Origin of the sequence: Lactococcus sp. S-13 (assembly GCF_004210295.1) — a bacterium.
GTDB lineage: Bacteria > Bacillota > Bacilli > Lactobacillales > Streptococcaceae > Lactococcus.
Genome location: NZ_SDAK01000001.1, coordinates 996,997 through 1,013,825, shown reverse-complemented (window position 1 = coordinate 1,013,825; position 16,829 = coordinate 996,997). Strand labels below are relative to the sequence as shown.

Annotated in this window: 13 protein-coding genes; all 13 read left to right on the top strand. The window is 40.8% G+C overall.

The window, feature by feature from the left end; all coding sequences use genetic code 11:
* Nucleotides 1-2 precede the first annotated feature (2 nt).
* The 13 genes from EQJ87_RS05065 (at nucleotide 3) to purF (ending at nucleotide 16,734) form a co-directional block, all read left to right on the top strand.
* Nucleotides 3-473, top strand: coding sequence for an NUDIX hydrolase (locus EQJ87_RS05065; RefSeq protein WP_130123601.1), 471 nt, complete (start codon nucleotides 3-5; stop codon nucleotides 471-473).
* Entirely contained in the window at nucleotides 457-939 is a 483-nt protein-coding gene (locus tag EQJ87_RS05060; RefSeq protein ID WP_130123600.1) for an NUDIX hydrolase, read from the top strand. Before EQJ87_RS05065 ends, EQJ87_RS05060 begins: the two co-directional genes overlap by 17 nt.
* A gap of 301 nt (nucleotides 940-1,240) precedes the next feature.
* Complete coding sequence (gene dapA / locus EQJ87_RS05055) at nucleotides 1,241-2,134, top strand: 4-hydroxy-tetrahydrodipicolinate synthase (RefSeq protein WP_130123599.1); 894 nt, start codon at nucleotides 1,241-1,243, stop codon at nucleotides 2,132-2,134.
* Between the two features lie 324 nt (nucleotides 2,135-2,458).
* Nucleotides 2,459-4,174: a ribonuclease J gene (locus EQJ87_RS05050; protein WP_130123598.1), complete on the top strand. Its 1,716-nt coding sequence runs from the start codon at nucleotides 2,459-2,461 to the stop codon at nucleotides 4,172-4,174.
* A 49-nt stretch (nucleotides 4,175-4,223) separates the two neighbouring features.
* Nucleotides 4,224-6,857 carry a leucine-rich repeat domain-containing protein gene (locus EQJ87_RS05045; RefSeq protein WP_130123597.1) on the top strand — a complete coding sequence of 878 codons (2,634 nt, stop codon included), beginning with the start codon at nucleotides 4,224-4,226 and terminating at the stop codon, nucleotides 6,855-6,857.
* Between the two features lie 530 nt (nucleotides 6,858-7,387).
* The gene (locus EQJ87_RS05040; protein ID WP_130123596.1) at nucleotides 7,388-8,659 is read left to right on the top strand and encodes a RidA family protein; all 1,272 of its coding nucleotides are present in this window, start codon (nucleotides 7,388-7,390) and stop codon (nucleotides 8,657-8,659) included.
* A gap of 386 nt (nucleotides 8,660-9,045) precedes the next feature.
* On the top strand, nucleotides 9,046-10,602 hold the full coding sequence (ffh, locus tag EQJ87_RS05035) for a signal recognition particle protein (RefSeq protein WP_130123595.1): 1,557 nt from the start codon (nucleotides 9,046-9,048) through the stop codon (nucleotides 10,600-10,602).
* A 143-nt stretch (nucleotides 10,603-10,745) separates the two neighbouring features.
* Nucleotides 10,746-10,991, top strand: coding sequence for a hypothetical protein (locus EQJ87_RS05030; RefSeq protein ID WP_223804504.1), 246 nt, complete (start codon nucleotides 10,746-10,748; stop codon nucleotides 10,989-10,991).
* A gap of 183 nt (nucleotides 10,992-11,174) precedes the next feature.
* The gene (gene purC, locus EQJ87_RS05025; protein WP_130123594.1) at nucleotides 11,175-11,885 is read left to right on the top strand and encodes a phosphoribosylaminoimidazolesuccinocarboxamide synthase; all 711 of its coding nucleotides are present in this window, start codon (nucleotides 11,175-11,177) and stop codon (nucleotides 11,883-11,885) included.
* A 21-nt stretch (nucleotides 11,886-11,906) separates the two neighbouring features.
* Nucleotides 11,907-12,170: a phosphoribosylformylglycinamidine synthase subunit PurS gene (gene purS, locus EQJ87_RS05020; RefSeq protein ID WP_130123593.1), complete on the top strand. Its 264-nt coding sequence runs from the start codon at nucleotides 11,907-11,909 to the stop codon at nucleotides 12,168-12,170.
* Complete coding sequence (gene purQ, locus EQJ87_RS05015; RefSeq protein ID WP_130123592.1) at nucleotides 12,170-12,862, top strand: phosphoribosylformylglycinamidine synthase subunit PurQ; 693 nt, start codon at nucleotides 12,170-12,172, stop codon at nucleotides 12,860-12,862. Before purS ends, purQ begins: the two co-directional genes overlap by 1 nt.
* 147 nt (nucleotides 12,863-13,009) lie before the next feature.
* Entirely contained in the window at nucleotides 13,010-15,229 is a 2,220-nt protein-coding gene (purL, locus tag EQJ87_RS05010; protein WP_130123591.1) for a phosphoribosylformylglycinamidine synthase subunit PurL, read from the top strand.
* Nucleotides 15,214-16,734, top strand: a complete 1,521-nt coding sequence (purF, locus tag EQJ87_RS05005) for an amidophosphoribosyltransferase (protein WP_223804503.1) — start codon at nucleotides 15,214-15,216, stop codon at nucleotides 16,732-16,734. The genes purL and purF overlap by 16 nt, the downstream gene beginning before the upstream one ends.
* Nucleotides 16,735-16,829 lie beyond the last annotated feature (95 nt).

Below are 16,829 nucleotides of genomic sequence, written 5' to 3'. Positions count from 1 at the left end.
AAATGAGCTATGTGAGTGAAATACGCAAGAAGATAGGAAATGATCTCTTAATCGGTGTCGGAAGTGGAGTTATCATCGAACAACGAAGTAAAATTCTCCTGCAAAAAAGAGCTGATGGACTTGGTTGGGGGATTCATGCGGGAGGCATTGAAGTTGGTGAATCCTTTGAAGCGGCTGCTCATCGAGAACTGTTTGAAGAAAGTGGTCTAATCGCTCATTCTCTGGAGTTCTTTGGTACTTATTCAGGAGAAGATAGCTTTTTGACCTATCCGAATGGCGATGAAATCTATTTTCCAACAATTGTCTATGTTTGTCGCGATTTTTCAGGAGAATTAAAGGCGCAACAAGAAGAGGTTGCTGAGTTAAGTTGGTTTGATATTCATAAACCACTTCCCGAACCCCTCTTTTCCATGCACGCTCGTTTATTAAAAGATTTTGTCGCAAAGGAATTAAAAGATGAGCTATATCAGTGAGATACGCCAAAAAATAGGGCACGAGCTATTGATTTATCTTGGGGCAGGTGTTATTGTCTATCGTGATGGAAAAGTCCTCTTACAAGAGCGCAAGGATAATGGAAAATGGGCGCTACACGCTGGAGGTCTTGAAATCGGTGAAGAACTGGAAGACGCGGCACGTCGTGAGCTTCTGGAAGAGACAGGTTTAGCTGCTGGTCAACTTGAGCTTTTGGGTGTTTACTCAGGCAAGGACCGCTTTATGAGCTATCCTAACGGCGACAAGGTTTATATGCCAGGTGCTTATTTCATTTGTCAGGATTTTAGCGGTGAGCTACATCCACAGCTTGAAGAAGTGACACAGCTTAAATGGTTCAATTTGGAAAACCTTCCAGAAAATATCCATGAGCCCAATCGCCGTCCGCTGGAAGATTTTAGTCAGAGTGTGCTTAAAGAAAACAAGAAAAACGTTAAAACCATTAGCTAAAAACGCATAAATATGCTATAATAAATCAAACAAAATTAGAGGTTGCAAAGACGAAAAAATCAGTGGAGCGGTGAGCGCAATGAAACTGACGGCGGCGTTTTTTGCCGAAGGAGAAGTTTTCACAAGACTTTTCTTGGGCTGTATGGTTAAATCCTGCAGACTGTCTTTCTCTCGGTAAGAGGGAAAGGGGAGCTAATCAAAATCATTTTTGACGAACTTTTAAGAACCTCTTTTGCCACAAATAGAGGTTTTTTGACCTCTTTGACAGAGCTAAAAATAGCTCATCTATAAGGAGAATAAAATGTCAGCAAAAGAAACAATTGAAAAATTAAAAAATGCTCAAATTATCACAGCTTTGGTGACACCTTTTAAAGAAAATGGTGAAATCAATTTTGCTGCTTTTCCAAAGTTGATTGAGGATTTATTGGCTCATCACACTCAAGGATTAATCTTAGCAGGGACAACAGCTGAGTCCCCAACGTTAACGCACGATGAGGAATTGGAAATCTTTGCTGCAGTTAATCAACTGGTTGCAGGGCGCGTCCCGTTGATTGCAGGGGTTGGAACAAATGATACACGTGACTCGATTGAATTTGTCAAAGAAGTTGCAAAGCTTGGCTATATTGATGCTGGGCTGGCTGTAACTCCCTACTACAATAAACCTTCACAAGAAGGAATTTATCAGCACTTTAAAGCGATTGCGACGGCGAGTGATTTACCAATTATCTTGTATAATATTCCAGGACGAGTGGTGACGGAAATCCAACCAGATAATATTTTGCGCTTAGCCGAGTTGGAAAATGTTATTGCTGTGAAAGAATGTACAACGACAGATAATTTGGCTTATTTGATTGAAAATGCCCCAGATGATTTTTTGGTTTACACAGGGGAAGACGGGCTGGCTTTTCATGCTAAGGCTTTGGGAGGTCAAGGGGTTATCTCAGTTGCCAGTCATATTCTTGGAGACGAAATCAATGAGATGTTCACGGAACTTGATGAAGGATCAGTCCAAAAAGCGGCGACAATTCAACGGCAGATTCTGCCTAAAATCAATGCCCTCTTTAGTGTGACAAGTCCTGCTCCGATTAAGGCAGTGCTTAATCATAAAGGTTATGAAGTTGGACCGTTGCGTCTGCCTTTAGTTGCGTGCACCGAGACAGAAGCAGCTAAAATTATTGAAAAAATTGGGAAATAAGAAATACCCTTAGGGTATTTTTTATTTTTAGTTGATGAAGAGATGAAATCTGTGATATATTGGCATTCGCTTGATTTTTTGAGCTATTTGGGTTAGAATTATAGTAGTGTATTCTCGGTAGAGGTTGGAATGCTAATCTCTTTTATTTTGATTCTGCAATAGTGAATCATCTTTTATTGCTTGTCCCACTCGACCGTTCTCGAGAGTGAATATGGCAAGGATATTTCCAAATTAGAACTGTGATTTATTGACGAGTTGTCAAGGATTTACAGGCTCTTTTTTACATCGAAAAATAAATAATTACACTAAATAAGAAAGGTTTTTATGTCTAATATTAAAATCGCTCCTTTGGGTGGCGTACGTGAGTTTGGTAAAAATATGTATTTGGTTGAAGTTGAGGAGCAGATTTTTGTGCTTGATGCTGGTCTGAAATACGCTGAAATGGATCAACTTGGAGTTGACTTTGTCATTCCTGATATTACATATCTCTCAGAAAATGCTGATCGTGTAGCTGGAATTTTCTTGACACATGGACACGCTGATTCAATCGGTGCTTTACCTTATATTGTCTCAGAGTTGAAGGTTCCTGTCTTTGGCTCAGAATTGACGATTGAGTTAGCAAAAATCAATGTTAAAAATTATGGTGATAGTCGCAAATTCAATGATTTTCATGTTGTGACAGAAGATACAGAGATTGATTTCGGTAAGGCAGTAATCTCATTCTTTTCAACAACACATACGATTCCAGAAAGTTTGGGGATTGTTATTGGAACTGATTCTGGAAATATTGTTTATACAGGAGACTTCCGTTTCGATCCAGCGGTTGCCAATGGTTATCGTACAAATATGCGTCGTTTGGCTGAGATTGGAAGCAGCAATGTGTTGGCTCTTCTTTCGTCTTCGCCAAATGCTTTGTCAACATTGCAATCAGCGAGTGAGCATGAAATTTATGACAAAATTTATGACCATATCAATGATAGCGAAGGTCGTGTGATCATTGCTTGTAATGCTGGGAATTTGGGACGTATTCAGCAAACGATTGATGCGGCAATTAAACTTGGGCGTCGGGTTGCTTTTACTGGCGAAGATATGGATCAAATCATCGAAACAGCGACTCGCCTGAAAAAATTGAAAATTGTTGATAAGAAATCTATTATCAAGCCAGCGGAAATTAAGAAATTTGCTGATAATGAGCTGGTGATTTTAGAAACTGGTCGGATGGGTGAGCCACTCAAAGCTTTGGGTGATATGGCTCATCGTCGTCATAAACACGTCAAAATCAAAGACGGAGATCTTGTTCTCGCAGTCACAAGCCCTTCGGTATCTTATGAAACGACAATTGCGCGGATTGAAAATGATATTTATAAAGCTGGCGGTGTGATGAAAATGCTAGCTTCCGACCTGAAAATTTCTGGTCATGCGAATGCGCGTGATTTGCAATTTTTGATTGATATTTTACGCCCTAAAAATTTGATTCCTATTCAAGGTGAGTATCGTGAACTTAGCGCCCATGCTAATTTAGCGATGGAAATGGGGATTTTGCCTGAGCATATTTTCATTGCTAAACGTGGTGAAATGGTGAGCTTTGAAAAAGGTGAGATGGTACCAGCAGGAGTTATTCAAGCTGAAAATGTTATGATTGATGGTTCTGGTGTTGGCGATATTGGTTCTGTTGTTTTACGAGATCGTAAAGTTTTATCGGAAGATGGGATTTTTATTGCTGTAATCACAATTTCAAAAACTGAACGTAAGATTGTCAGCAAATCTCGTGTTCATACGCGAGGCTTCGTTTATGTGAAAACTTCTCGTGATTTGATGCGTGAAGCAGGTGAAGTGGTTAATGAAACAGTAGAGAAATATTTAGCTGGTAAAGAATTTGAATGGGCAGACATCAAAGGAAGTATTCGTGATGCGCTGGGCAAATTCCTTTATGACCAAACAAAACGTAAACCAGTTATCTTGCCTGTTGTAATGGAAGCGCGCCAACCGCAAGATTTGAACAGACGTTATGGTAAAAAAAATAACAATAATAAAAAATAAGTGTTACAAAAGCTCCTGATTTTCGTATAGAAAGTCAGGAGGTTTTTTTATGCAAAAATTTACAATTACAAGAGTTGTTTTGACAGCTGGTGTCTTGACGGTTATGGGGAGTCCGGTGTATCTGACGAGTCCGAAAGTACTGACGAAAGTGAGAGTGGAGGCGGCAACGGTCAAGCCTACCTTTCAAGACCAAGGGCAATTGACGTATAGTTTAGATTCCACAAATTTGACCGCAGAGGTAAGTGGTTTTTCTGGTACAGCGGGGAGCGACGTGGTTATTCCTGATGAAATTACTTGTAATGGGGTGAATTACGCAGTCACGTCTGTTGGAGCTTATGCTTTTTCAAATACTGGGATTCATTCGGTGGTGATTGGTAATAATGTTGTGGATATAAACACGAGCGCCTTTCAGACAACATCGGCCTTTCCGGATTTTTATAAAAAAGCGCTGACAGAGGTTATTTTGGGAGAGAAAGTCCAAAATATAAAAACCGATGCCTTTGCTGGGAATGCCCTGACAAGTATTGTATTGCCTGATTCAGTCGTGAAAATTGCGACACGAGCGTTTTCTAATAACGCGTTGGCAGAAGTTTCTTTTAGTGCTCAGGTCACGGATGTCATGAGCAAAGCTTTCCAGAATAATCAATTGACACGTATTTCGTTTGCGCCTGAGGCACAGACAGTGGTTGGCTCAGCCGCCTTTTCGGGTAGCCCAGTGCAATTTTTAGCTTTAGGGACGGGAGTCACTTTGGCTGATGATGCGTTGAATAAAAGTAGTTTACTTTATCAACAGCTTGCTGATATGCCGACAAGTGGTTTGCGGACAGTTGAAGTTTTAGCAGATGGAAGTTTGAAAAAAAGTTGGGAGGGACAGGATGAGGATTCTAGTTTGAATACTCCAGAAGGACAAAATTCTGAAACAAGTTCTTCTGAAGAGGAAGAATCTTCACCAACGGCTCAAGAGGGTGTGCAGGAGACTGGTGAAGCGCCGCAGCAGGAGTCTACGGAAACTTCTGTATCAGCTCCGAACGATTTGCCGAGTTCTGAGGCGTCCCAAGATGATACTTCAACTTTAGATACTGAGGGTGAGGGGCAGGCTTCTGCAAGCAATGCTGACAATATCCAAATTAGTTCTAAAACGATTCAAAATAGTCTGGAGGAGACTGGTGAAACGCAGGCACAAGATTCTACGGAAACTTCTGCGTCAGTGCCGAGCGATTTAGCGAGTTCTGAAGCGCCTCAAGATGACGTTTCAGTTTTAGATACTGGGGGAGAGGTGCAAGCTTCTGCAACTGATTCTTCAGTGAAAACGGATGGTTCTATAGGAGATCAAACTGAATCAGATTTAGACGATACGCCTCAACTAGCGCAACAAGAAGAGACGACAACTCCTGCAAGCTTAGGGAGTGCTCAATCCGATTTGAATTTGAAAGAGAATAGTGATTCGCAGCAGCAAAATGAAGTGCTGGGCTTTGAGGGCGCTTCGATGAGCGAAAATAAAACTGATTTGGATTTGGTCAATAATGCAGCCACACAACAATCAGAAGTAACGCCCGATTCTTTAGGGGGGCTGAATGCTTCTGAAGGGTCAGATTTGGATAAGGAGAATACTCTGCCAAAAGAGGGCGCGCAAGCTTCTATAGGGGAGATGATTAAGCAAGATGAGAAACAAAGCTTAGTAGGAGATTTGACTTTAGAAATGGGTGTTTCTGTAGCTGAAAGTGTGGGGGATACGGCGATTGATCAAAATAATTTAGATCCTGCTGCTGGCACTCAGGAATTAAAAAAGCCGGTCGAATCGGATGAGAATTATGCGGGAATTATTCCAAAGGAAGTAGGAGAAGGAATTTTAGAAACGTTCACAGATGTGTTAGACACGCAAGCGGGAAATCGGATGTCGGAGATTAGTCAACCACGCTTGGCAACGCAACAAGGTGAATTCAAACAAAAGGAAGAACAAATAATCCCTCCAGAGCAAGCGGCTGATGCAAAAAATTCAATTGGTTCATTAAATTTGGAGTCGACAAGCCAAACAGATAAAAAAGTATTAGAGAACTTGTCTGATGTGAATTATCCTGCTCCAAATGCCAAAATGAAGAATTTGACTACTTCAAAGATTGAAACTGGAGGAAGATATCATGCAAAAAACGACTTAGCAGACAAAAATTTACTGACGGATTCAGCCATAGCAACAGAAAAATTAAATCACGTTGACCAACAACCGGAAGAGAATGCCGATGGATTGGAGATTTTACTGACGAAAATTCCGTCAGTAAAATCTCTGGTGAAAGATAAGCTAAAAGTGCTGAATCTTCCGTTGCCAGCTGGAGCAGTGCCTGCAATAGTAGTTAAAGCCACTAGAGAAAATGCTGACGAAAATTTCGTCAGTGAAAAAGGAGAAAGTTCGACTCAAAAAAGTACCGTAAAGGCCGATACCGATGAAAAAAAGATTGGAAATACAGCAGAACCAGCTAATTTTGTGCCATTAACTCCAATAGGCACGAAGCTTTTTCAGCTTGCCAACTCCAAACCCACTGACTTATTCAATCCAGATTCTCAGCAAAAATCAACAGGCTTGCAACATTCAAGAGCGAAAATAAATTTAGTTTTACTCGTTCCTAGTCTCGTTTTAATAGCTTTGTTGCTGCGACTTAGATCTTCAACAAGGAGGAACAAAAAATAATTTTTGACACGCCGAGCTGTAAGCGGCTCACTTTTTTGAAAAGAATATTATAATGAAATAATTGTAAAAATAAAATTAGAAAATTAAGATATAAATTAAAGCTAATTTTCTACTAAAAAAGTGATAACCACGGCTTTTATATACTTTATGAATGCCATTTGAATAATGAGAAAGAAGGGAGAAGGCAAATCTAAAATTGAGTTGAAATTTTTAAATTTATTTCTAGCTATTGAGTTATTACCTTGAGCTTAAGTTGTTCAAATGAGCGATTTTAAAACGGTTGAAGCTATCTTTTAAAAATAAAAAAGGGAAATTTTAGATTTTTTCTGACCGATAATTAATGTGAAAAAAATTATGAAACGGTCATTTTTGTAATTTTTATCTAATTAAAATCTCATTTATTTTAGAGGAAATTGAATAATTGTTTTGTAAAAATATTAAATTATGCTATAATAACTCTCGTGTAACCGCTTCCTTTGTGTTTTGATAAGGGGAGTGAAAAAATAAAATATCCTAAGGAGATCACCAAAATGAGCGATCTGAACGCAGTGCTAGCAAGAAATACGGAACAAGCCCCAGTGGCAAAAGGAATTTCTTCACAAACCGTAGCCTTCTCACACTACAATAACCTTTCAGCGCAGCTACCTATTATTCCTGAAACAGGACAACTGATTGTTGGAGGCATTGTTGAACAAGCTCAGCAGTGTTTTGCCAATATTCAAGCTATTGTTGAAAGTACAGACCACTTGATGGATGATGTTGTCCGTATTTCTATCTTTGTTAAAGATATTCAGGACATGGCTCGCGTTGACGCAGTTTATAAATCATTTTTCCCAACTTACTTGCCTACTCGTACGGTAGTTGCCGTGGCAGACTTGCCAATGGGTGCTTTAATTTCTGTCGACGCACTGATTACAAACGGTGTTGGGACAATTCCTAATGCTCCACAAGCCGGCGATTTGATCAAATTGACTAATAACACTCTTAGGGCGCCAGTTTCTCCTTTAGCGAGTCAAACTGTGGCATTTTCACATTACAACAACCTCTCTGCACAAATCGGAGTGGATCCTATCACGGGACGAGTGGTGGAAGGTGGTGTGAAAGCTGAAACGGTGCAAGCTTTGAAAAATATTAAAGCAATCCTGACAAGCATTGATGTACCATTTGACGACATTGTAAAAATCAATATTTTTGTAAAAAATCTTGCAGATATGGAAGTTGTAGATGAAGTTTATCGTAGCTTCTTCCCTGACTCAGGAATTGCACGTGCGGTGAACTATCTTCCTGCTCGAACTACTGTGCAAGTTGCCAATTTGGAAATGGGTGCGTCTGTTCAAATCGAAGCTGTAGTTTCTCATGGTGATGGAACGCCACCACAAGCGATTGAAGATAGACACGGACTCATTATTGAAGCTAACAATACAGACCAAGCGCCAATCTCAGCGCTTTCGACACAAACTGTGGCTTTCTCTCATTACAATCATTTATCTGCTCAACTTCCTATTGATCTTGAGACAGGGAAGCTTGTATCAGGTGGAGCAAAAGAGCAAACGAAACAAATTCTTGAACATATCAAAGCGATTGTTGAAAGCATTGATCATGCGTTGGAAGACATTGTCAAAGTCAATATTTACCTTAAAAATATGGCCGATCTTCCAGTAATTGATGAAGTTTATGCTCAATTTTTCCCTGCGGGCACACCAGCTCGTCGCGTCCTTGGCGTAAGTGAACTTCCTTTGGATGCGCTTGTTCAAATTGATGCAATTGTGGGGAACACGGAAGGAACACCACCAATCATTTAAAAATTTTTAACACCTCAAAGGAAAATGATTTTATTAAATTTTTCTTTAAGGTGTTATTTTTCTGAGTCAATTTCAACTTTGATAAAACTTGGCAACCTAGCATTCAAGCTAGGCAAAATAGCTTATAAAATGGTAAAATAGGAGTATCTGTTTACTCCTTTTTATAGTTAATGGAGAAGAGAGTCTAAGTTGAATATTATTTGATGAGATAAAAAGTAGTGGTAGGATGGATTTCATAAAACCTCCTACAAAATTAAATTAAAATTAGAAACTTAGCTCACAAATCGTGGTGAATTTAAAAAATAATTGAGAAAAGTAGTCCTACAAATCGGGATATAAAAGCATCCGAGATTTTATGAGGAAGAATTTGAAAGGAAAAATCCGAAATGGCATTTGAAAATTTGACTGAACGTTTGCAAAACGTTTTTAAAAATTTACGAGGAAAGAAAAAAATTACAGAGGCTGATGTTACAGAAATCACCAAGGAAATTCGGGTTGCCTTGCTTGAGGCCGACGTTGCTTTGCCTGTTGTTAAGAAATTTATTAAAGCGATTCGTGAACGTGCGGTTGGTGTAGAGGTTTCTGAAGCGCTCAACCCTGCGCAACAAATCATCAAAATTGTTGATGAGGAATTGACGGCAATTTTGGGCGGTGGTGAGGCTGAATTACTCAAATCGCCAAAAATTCCAACAATTATCATGATGGTGGGGCTACAAGGGGCTGGTAAAACAACTTTTGCTGGTAAACTTGCCAAGAAACTCAAAGAAGAACAAGAAGCGCGTCCTTTGATGATTGCAGCCGATGTTTATCGCCCAGCGGCCATTGATCAACTCAAAACACTGGGGAGCCAGCTTGAAATTCCAGTTTATGATGAGGGAACAGCAGCAAATCCTGTTGATATTGTCCGTAATGGATTGGCTAAAGCACGTGAGGAACGTAAAGACTATGTCTTGATTGACACGGCTGGACGCTTGGAAATCGACGACACTTTGATGAACGAACTGCGTGAAATCAAAGCGTTGGCAGAACCAACAGAAATCTTGCTGGTTGTTGATGCAATGACAGGTCAAGTGGCTGCGCAAGTGGCGAAGACTTTCGATGAAAAACTTGATATCACGGGGGTTATTATCACCAAACTTGATGGGGATACTCGTGGTGGTGCTGCGCTTTCGATTCGAGAGATTACTGGTAAACCAATTAAATTTACTGGGACGGGCGAAAAATTAACGGATTTAGAAATTTTCTATCCTGATCGGATGAGCTCGCGGATTTTGGGCATGGGGGATATGCTTACCCTGATTGAGAAAGCTCAAGCCAATTATGATGAAGAGCAATCCATCAAATTAGCGGAAAAAATGGCGGAAAACCGTTTTGACTACGAGGATTTCGTGGAACAGCTTGATCAAGTGACAAATATGGGACCAATGGAAGAAATCATGAAAATGATTCCAGGGATGTCACAAATGCCTGGACTTGATAAAGTCAAGGTTGATCCGAAAGATATTGCAAGAAAACGCGCCATAGTGTTGTCAATGACACCAGCTGAGCGTCACTTAGAGGCTGAATTGTCTCCAGCTCGTCGTCGCCGTATTGCGACTGGTTCAGGGAATAGTTTCATTGAGGTCAATAAATTCATTAAGCAATTTAATCAGTCTAAAGAAATGATGCAAGGCATGATGAATGGCGATATGAATGCAATGATGCAAAAAATGATGGGTGGGCAAAAAATGCCTAATTTACCAAAAGGACAAATGCCTACCGGGATGCCTGATATGAGCCAGTTGGGTGATTTGTCAAGCATGATGGGCGGTGCTGGAAATGGGATGCCTGATATGTCCTCAATGTTTGGTGGAGGGCTTAAAGGAAAAGCAACTGAATTTGCCATGAAACAAGCCATGAAACGCGCTCAGAAAAAAATGAAAAAAGGGAAAAAGAAAAAATAACGTAAATCCTGAATTAAGTAGAGAAAATGCTGACGCAAATTTACGTCAGCATTTTCTCTATTGTTTTGGCTTAAAAGATAAGTGAAAATTGACAGAAATGGGCTAAAGGAGTATAATGACGTCAAATAAAAAGGAGGCTGGTGATGAAAATCATTACGATTTGTGGCAGTTTGCGCTTTGTAGAAGAGCTAAAGCGTCAAGCAGAGCGCTTGGAACTAGCTGGAGCTTGCGTCTTAAGCATCGTCTACCCCACGAAAAATCCTGCGGCTTATCGTGCGTTTGAAATTGCTCGTTTGAGGCAGGCGCATCTTAAAAGAATTGATTGTTCTGACGCCATTTTTGTTGTCAACTTGGGGGCTATATTGGTGAAACTACCCAATATGAGATAAATTATGCCTATGAGCAGGGAAAGGAAGTCTTTTATCTGGAAAAGCAATTGGAATTTCCGAACATTCAGTAAAACCGAACGATAGAAAAGAAAAGTTCTTGTTTTTATAGCTAGAGCTTTTTTTATTTGCTGGAGTAGATTAGAATTAAAGCATAAAGAAATCCTTAAATGGACGGAGGCTATTGTGGAAAAAACGGGCTTACTTTACGAGGGTAAAGCGAAAAAACTCTATAAAACAACTGATTCAGAGATGCTTTGGGTTGAATATTGTGACCAAGCGACAGCGCTCAATGGCGCGCGTAAGGAACAAATTGTCGGCAAAGGTGCTTTAAATAATCAAATTACATCAGTAATTTTTGAAAAATTAAATGCTGAAGGTTTAAAGACTCATTTTATTAAAAAACTATCAAAAACCGAACAATTGAATCAAAAAGTTTCAATTATTCCACTGGAAGTCGTTTTGAGAAATGTGGTAGCAGGATCATTTGCCAAACGTTTTGGTCTTGAAGAAGGAATGGTCTTATCAGAGCCAATTGTTGAATTTTACTACAAAGACGACGCTTTGGACGATCCATTTATCAATGATGAACACGTTAAATTCCTGAACATTGCGACAGATGATGAAATTGAGTTTTTGAAAACTGAAACACGAAAAATTAACAGCATTTTACAAAAAATTTGGGCGGAAATTGGCTTAACTTTAGTGGATTTCAAGCTTGAATTTGGCAGACTTGCTGACGGAACTATTATTCTGGCTGACGAAATTTCCCCTGATACATCAAGACTTTGGTCTGCTGACGGAAAACACATGGACAAAGATGTTTTCCGACGTAATATTGGCGATTTGATTGAAACTTATACTGAAGTTTTGAGTTTGCTCGAAAAAACAAAATAGAGAGATAGGATATTGTAAAAAATGACTAAAGTACGTGTTTACGTGGCTTATAAAGCCTCAATTCTCGACCCTCAAGCCCAAGCGATTAAAGCAGCGGTGAAAAAAATGAGTGATGCTGAAGTATCAGAACTCAGCGTTGGCAAATTTTTTGACTTTGAGTTTGCTGAAGAAAGAGAAAGTGCAAAAACAAAAGCGACTGAAATTGCCAATGAATTGCTGGCCAATCCAAATATGGAAACTTACACCGTAGAAATTTTGGATGAACAAAGCGAAGGAGTCAACTGATGAAATTTGCAGTCATTCAATTTCCTGGGTCAAATTGTGATTTTGATTTGCTCTGGGCCATTCGCGATGTCATGGGAGCAGAAGCTGAGTTTGTCTGGCATAATGAAAAGTCGCTTGCGGGGTTCGATGGAGTATTGATTCCCGGCGGTTTTTCTTACGGCGACTATTTGCGCTGCGGCGCCATTGCGTCATTTGCCAATATCATGCCGGAAATCAAACGTTTGGCTAAAGAAGGGAAACCTGTTTTTGGCACTTGCAATGGATTTCAAATTTTGGTTGAATCTGGTCTTTTGCCAGGGGTGTTAATTCGCAACGACGGTTTGAAATTCGTATCCAAATGGCAGGCCCTTAAGGTTGAAAATCATCAAACCAATTTTACGACTGAATACAGCAAAGATGAAATCATTCATTTGCCAATCGCTCACGGTGAAGGGCAATATGTGGCTGACGAAGCAACGCTTGCCGAACTCAAAGCAAACGGGCAAATTGTCTTCACTTATGCTGACGAAAATCCGAATGGATCAGTTGAAAATATTGCTGGAATTGTCAATAAGGAAGGAAACGTGCTGGGCATGATGCCTCACCCTGAGCGGGCCATGGAAGAACTGCTTGGTGGCGCTGACGGCAAACAACTCTTTGCTTCAGTCTTAAAAAACTTTGTTACAGCTGTTGAGAATGAGAGAATTTACTGACGTAAAGTCTCAAGCAGTTTGGTAAGTAGAGAAAATGCTGACGTAAATGATTATAAGCGCCAAAAGCACAATCAGCGGCGTTTTTGACGTGAAGCGCTAGGAATTGAAATGAATTTCTACACTTTTAAAATCTTATAGGAGAAAAACATGACTTTGGAGATGTCACCAGAACAGATTCAAGAAAGCAAAATTTACCGTGAGTGGGGACTGACGGATGAAGAATATTTGAAAATCAAGGATGAGATTCTTGATGGCCGTTTGCCAAACTTTACGGAAACTGGGATGTATGCCGTGATGTGGTCAGAACATTGCTGCTACAAAAATTCAAAACCGGTCTTAAAAAAATTCCCGACGACTGGTCCACAAGTCTTGATGGGGCCTGGTGAAGGAGCTGGGGTTGTGGATATTGGTGATGATTTGGCGGTTGTTTTCAAAGCTGAATCTCATAATCATCCGTCCTACGTTGAACCTTATGAAGGTGCAGCGACAGGTTCTGGTGGGATTATTCGTGATATTTTTTCAATGGGAGCTCGTCCCATTGCCATTTTGGATAGCCTACGTTTTGGCCCAATTGACAATGGTAAAACCCGTCATATTGTTGACCAAGTGACAGCCGGGATTGCGGGATATGGTAACTGTATCGGCATTCCGACGGTTGGTGGCGAAGTAGCTTTTGATGAATCATACGCTGGAAATCCTTTGGTGAACGTCATGTGTGTGGGTTTGATTGAACATAAACACATACAAAAAGGACAAGCTAAAGGTGTGGGAAATTCTATTTTTTATGTCGGAGCGAAAACAGGACGTGACGGCATTCATGGGGCCTCTTTTGCTTCTAAAGAATTTGGTTCTGGTTCAGAAACACAACGTTCAGCGGTTCAAGTCGGTGATCCATTTATGGAAAAATTATTGCTTGAAGCTTGTATTGAAGTCATCCAAAATCATGGCGATATTTTAGTCGGAATTCAAGATATGGGAGCAGCTGGATTGGTTTCATCTACATCAGAAATGGCTTCAAAAGCTGGGTCAGGTCTGCGTCTTAACTTGGATAATGTGCCTCAGCGTGAAACAGAAATGATTCCTTATGAAATGATGTTGTCTGAGTCTCAAGAGCGTATGGTGCTTTGTGTCAAAAAAGGACATGAACAAGAAATTATTGATTTATTTAAAAAATACGACCTTGATGCGGTCAATATTGGGCAAGTGACTGATGATGGCTTTTATACGCTTTATCATAAAGGGCAAATGGTTGCTCATGTTCCAGTTGATTCATTGGCGGAAGATGCCCCGACTTATTACCGTGAAGCAAAAGTTCCTGAGCGCATTCAAAAATTTGCTGACAGCGAGAAATATCTTCCAGAAATTACTGACAGCGCGGTCAGTGAAATTTTCAAAAAACTTTTGGCGCAACCAACCATTGCCAGCAAGAAATCAATTTATGAAACTTATGATTCGCGCGTGATGACCAACACTGTTGTCGCACCAGGCTCAGATAGCGCAGTTTTACGCGTGCGTGGCACGAACAAAGCACTTGCGATGACAACGGACTGTAACGCCCGCTATCTCTATCTTGATCCGGAGAAAGGTGGCGCTATCGCGGTTGCCGAAGCAGCTCGTAATATCGTGGCTTCTGGCGGAAAACCGCTCGCGATTACTGACTGTTTGAACTTTGGAAATCCGGAAAAACCAGAACAATTTTGGGAATTAACAACGGCGGCCGACGGAATTTCACGTTCATGTTTGGCCCTTGATACACCAGTTATTTCAGGAAATGTTAGTCTTTACAATGAAACCAACGGTTCTGCGATTTTGCCAACGCCGATGATTGGCATGGTTGGTTTGATTGAGGATGTGAAAAATATTACGACTCAAGAATTTAAAAAAGCGGGTGATTTGATTGTACTAGTCGGTCAGACCTTTGATGATTTTTCAGGTTCGGAACTTCAAAAAATGCTGACAGGCGAAATTTCTGGCACCATTGATTTTGATTTAGAAACTGAAAAAGTCAATCAAGACTTTGTTTTAAAAGCCATTACTGACGGATTGGTCAGCTCAGCACATGACTTGGCAGAAGGCGGCTTGGCGGTAGCACTTGCCGAATCTGCCTTTGCAAACGGACTTGGCGTTGATGTAAAAGTTAATTTAACCAATGCCCAACTCTTCTCAGAAACGCAAGGTCGCTTTGTCCTCTCAATTTCGCCAGAAAATCAAGCAGCTTTTGAAAAATTACTGACGGAAAGTTCGGTCAGCGCCAAAATCATCGGAAAAGTTACTGACGACGCCGTCATTAAAATTAATGACCTGACCATTGCTACTGACGACGCCGCAAGCATTTACGAAGGAGCCCTCCCATGTCTGATGAAATGACAAGCACGACTTTTAGCCAAGAAAACTGGGCGCATTTTGAGAAAAAAAGTTTGAATCAAGCTGAAGCCGATGAGCTCCGCGACTGGTCGCGGTTTGAAGCGAAGAGTTTAAATGAAGAATGTGGACTTTTCGGTGTTTGGGGACATCCTGATGCCGCTCGCCTGACCTATTTTGGACTTCATGCGCTCCAACATCGCGGGCAAGAAGGCGCAGGGATTTTGGTCAATAATAATGGCAAACTCAATCGTCATCGTGGTCTGGGTCTAGTCACAGAAGTTTTCCGTGACGAAAAAGATTTGGAAGAACTGACAGGCTCGTCAGCCATTGGTCACGTCCGTTATGCCACGGCTGGTTCAGCAAATATCAACAATATTCAGCCTTTCCACTTTGAATTTCATGACGGAGCACTTGGGCTTGCCCATAATGGAAATTTAACCAACGCCCAATCATTGCGTTGTGAACTTGAAAAATCTGGCGCAATCTTCTCCAGTAATTCAGACACGGAAATCCTCATGCACCTGATTCGTCGGAGTCATCATCCAGAATTTATGGGCAGAGTCAAAGAAGCGCTCAATACGGTCAAAGGTGGCTTTGCCTATCTCATTATGACTGAAAATTCAATTGTGGCAGCCCTTGACCCTAATGGCTTTCGGCCACTCTCCATCGGTAAAATGAGCAACGGAGCGCTCGTTGTGGCCTCAGAAACCTGTGCTTTTGATGTCGTTGGTGCGACTTGGATTCAAGATGTTCAACCCGGTGAAATCATTGAAATTAATGACGACGGCATTCATGTGGACCAATTTACGGACAGCACCAACATGACCATTTGTTCAATGGAATACATCTATTTTGCCCGTCCTGACAGCAATATCGCTGGAGTTAATGTTCATACTGCCAGAAAACGTTCAGGAAAAATTTTAGCCCAAGAAGCCCAAATTGATGCTGATATTGTCATCGGTGTCCCTAATTCCTCACTCAGTGCTGCTTCAGGCTACGCTGAAGCATCTGGCTTGCCTTACGAAATGGGCCTGATTAAAAATCAGTATGTGGCAAGAACCTTCATTCAACCGACTCAAGAACTTCGTGAACAAGGCGTTCGCATGAAATTGAGTGCTGTTCGAGGTGTTGTAGAAGGCAAACGTGTCATTATGGTGGATGATAGTATTGTGCGTGGGACAACCAGTCGTCGCATTGTCAAACTCCTCAAAGACGCAGGCGCAGCCGAGGTTCATGTGGCCATCGCCAGTCCCGCCCTCAAATATCCTTGCTTTTATGGCATTGACATTCAAGACCGTGACGAACTCATCGCAGCCAGCCACACGACAAATGAAATCAAAACGATTATCGGAGCAGACAGTCTGACTTACCTCAGCCAAGCGGGACTTATCGAAGCTATCGGGCACGACAAGCTCTGTCTCTCTTATTTTGACGGCGAATATCCAACGCCACTCTACGATTATGAAAAAGATTATCTAGAGTCTTTGGCAAAAAATGGCGTAAAATAAAAAACTAGAGTATTTTCTCTAGTTTTTATTTTACCCTCTTTCTCAGTCCAATCATTTTAAACACTTTGTCAAAATATGATAGGATAAGAAATAAA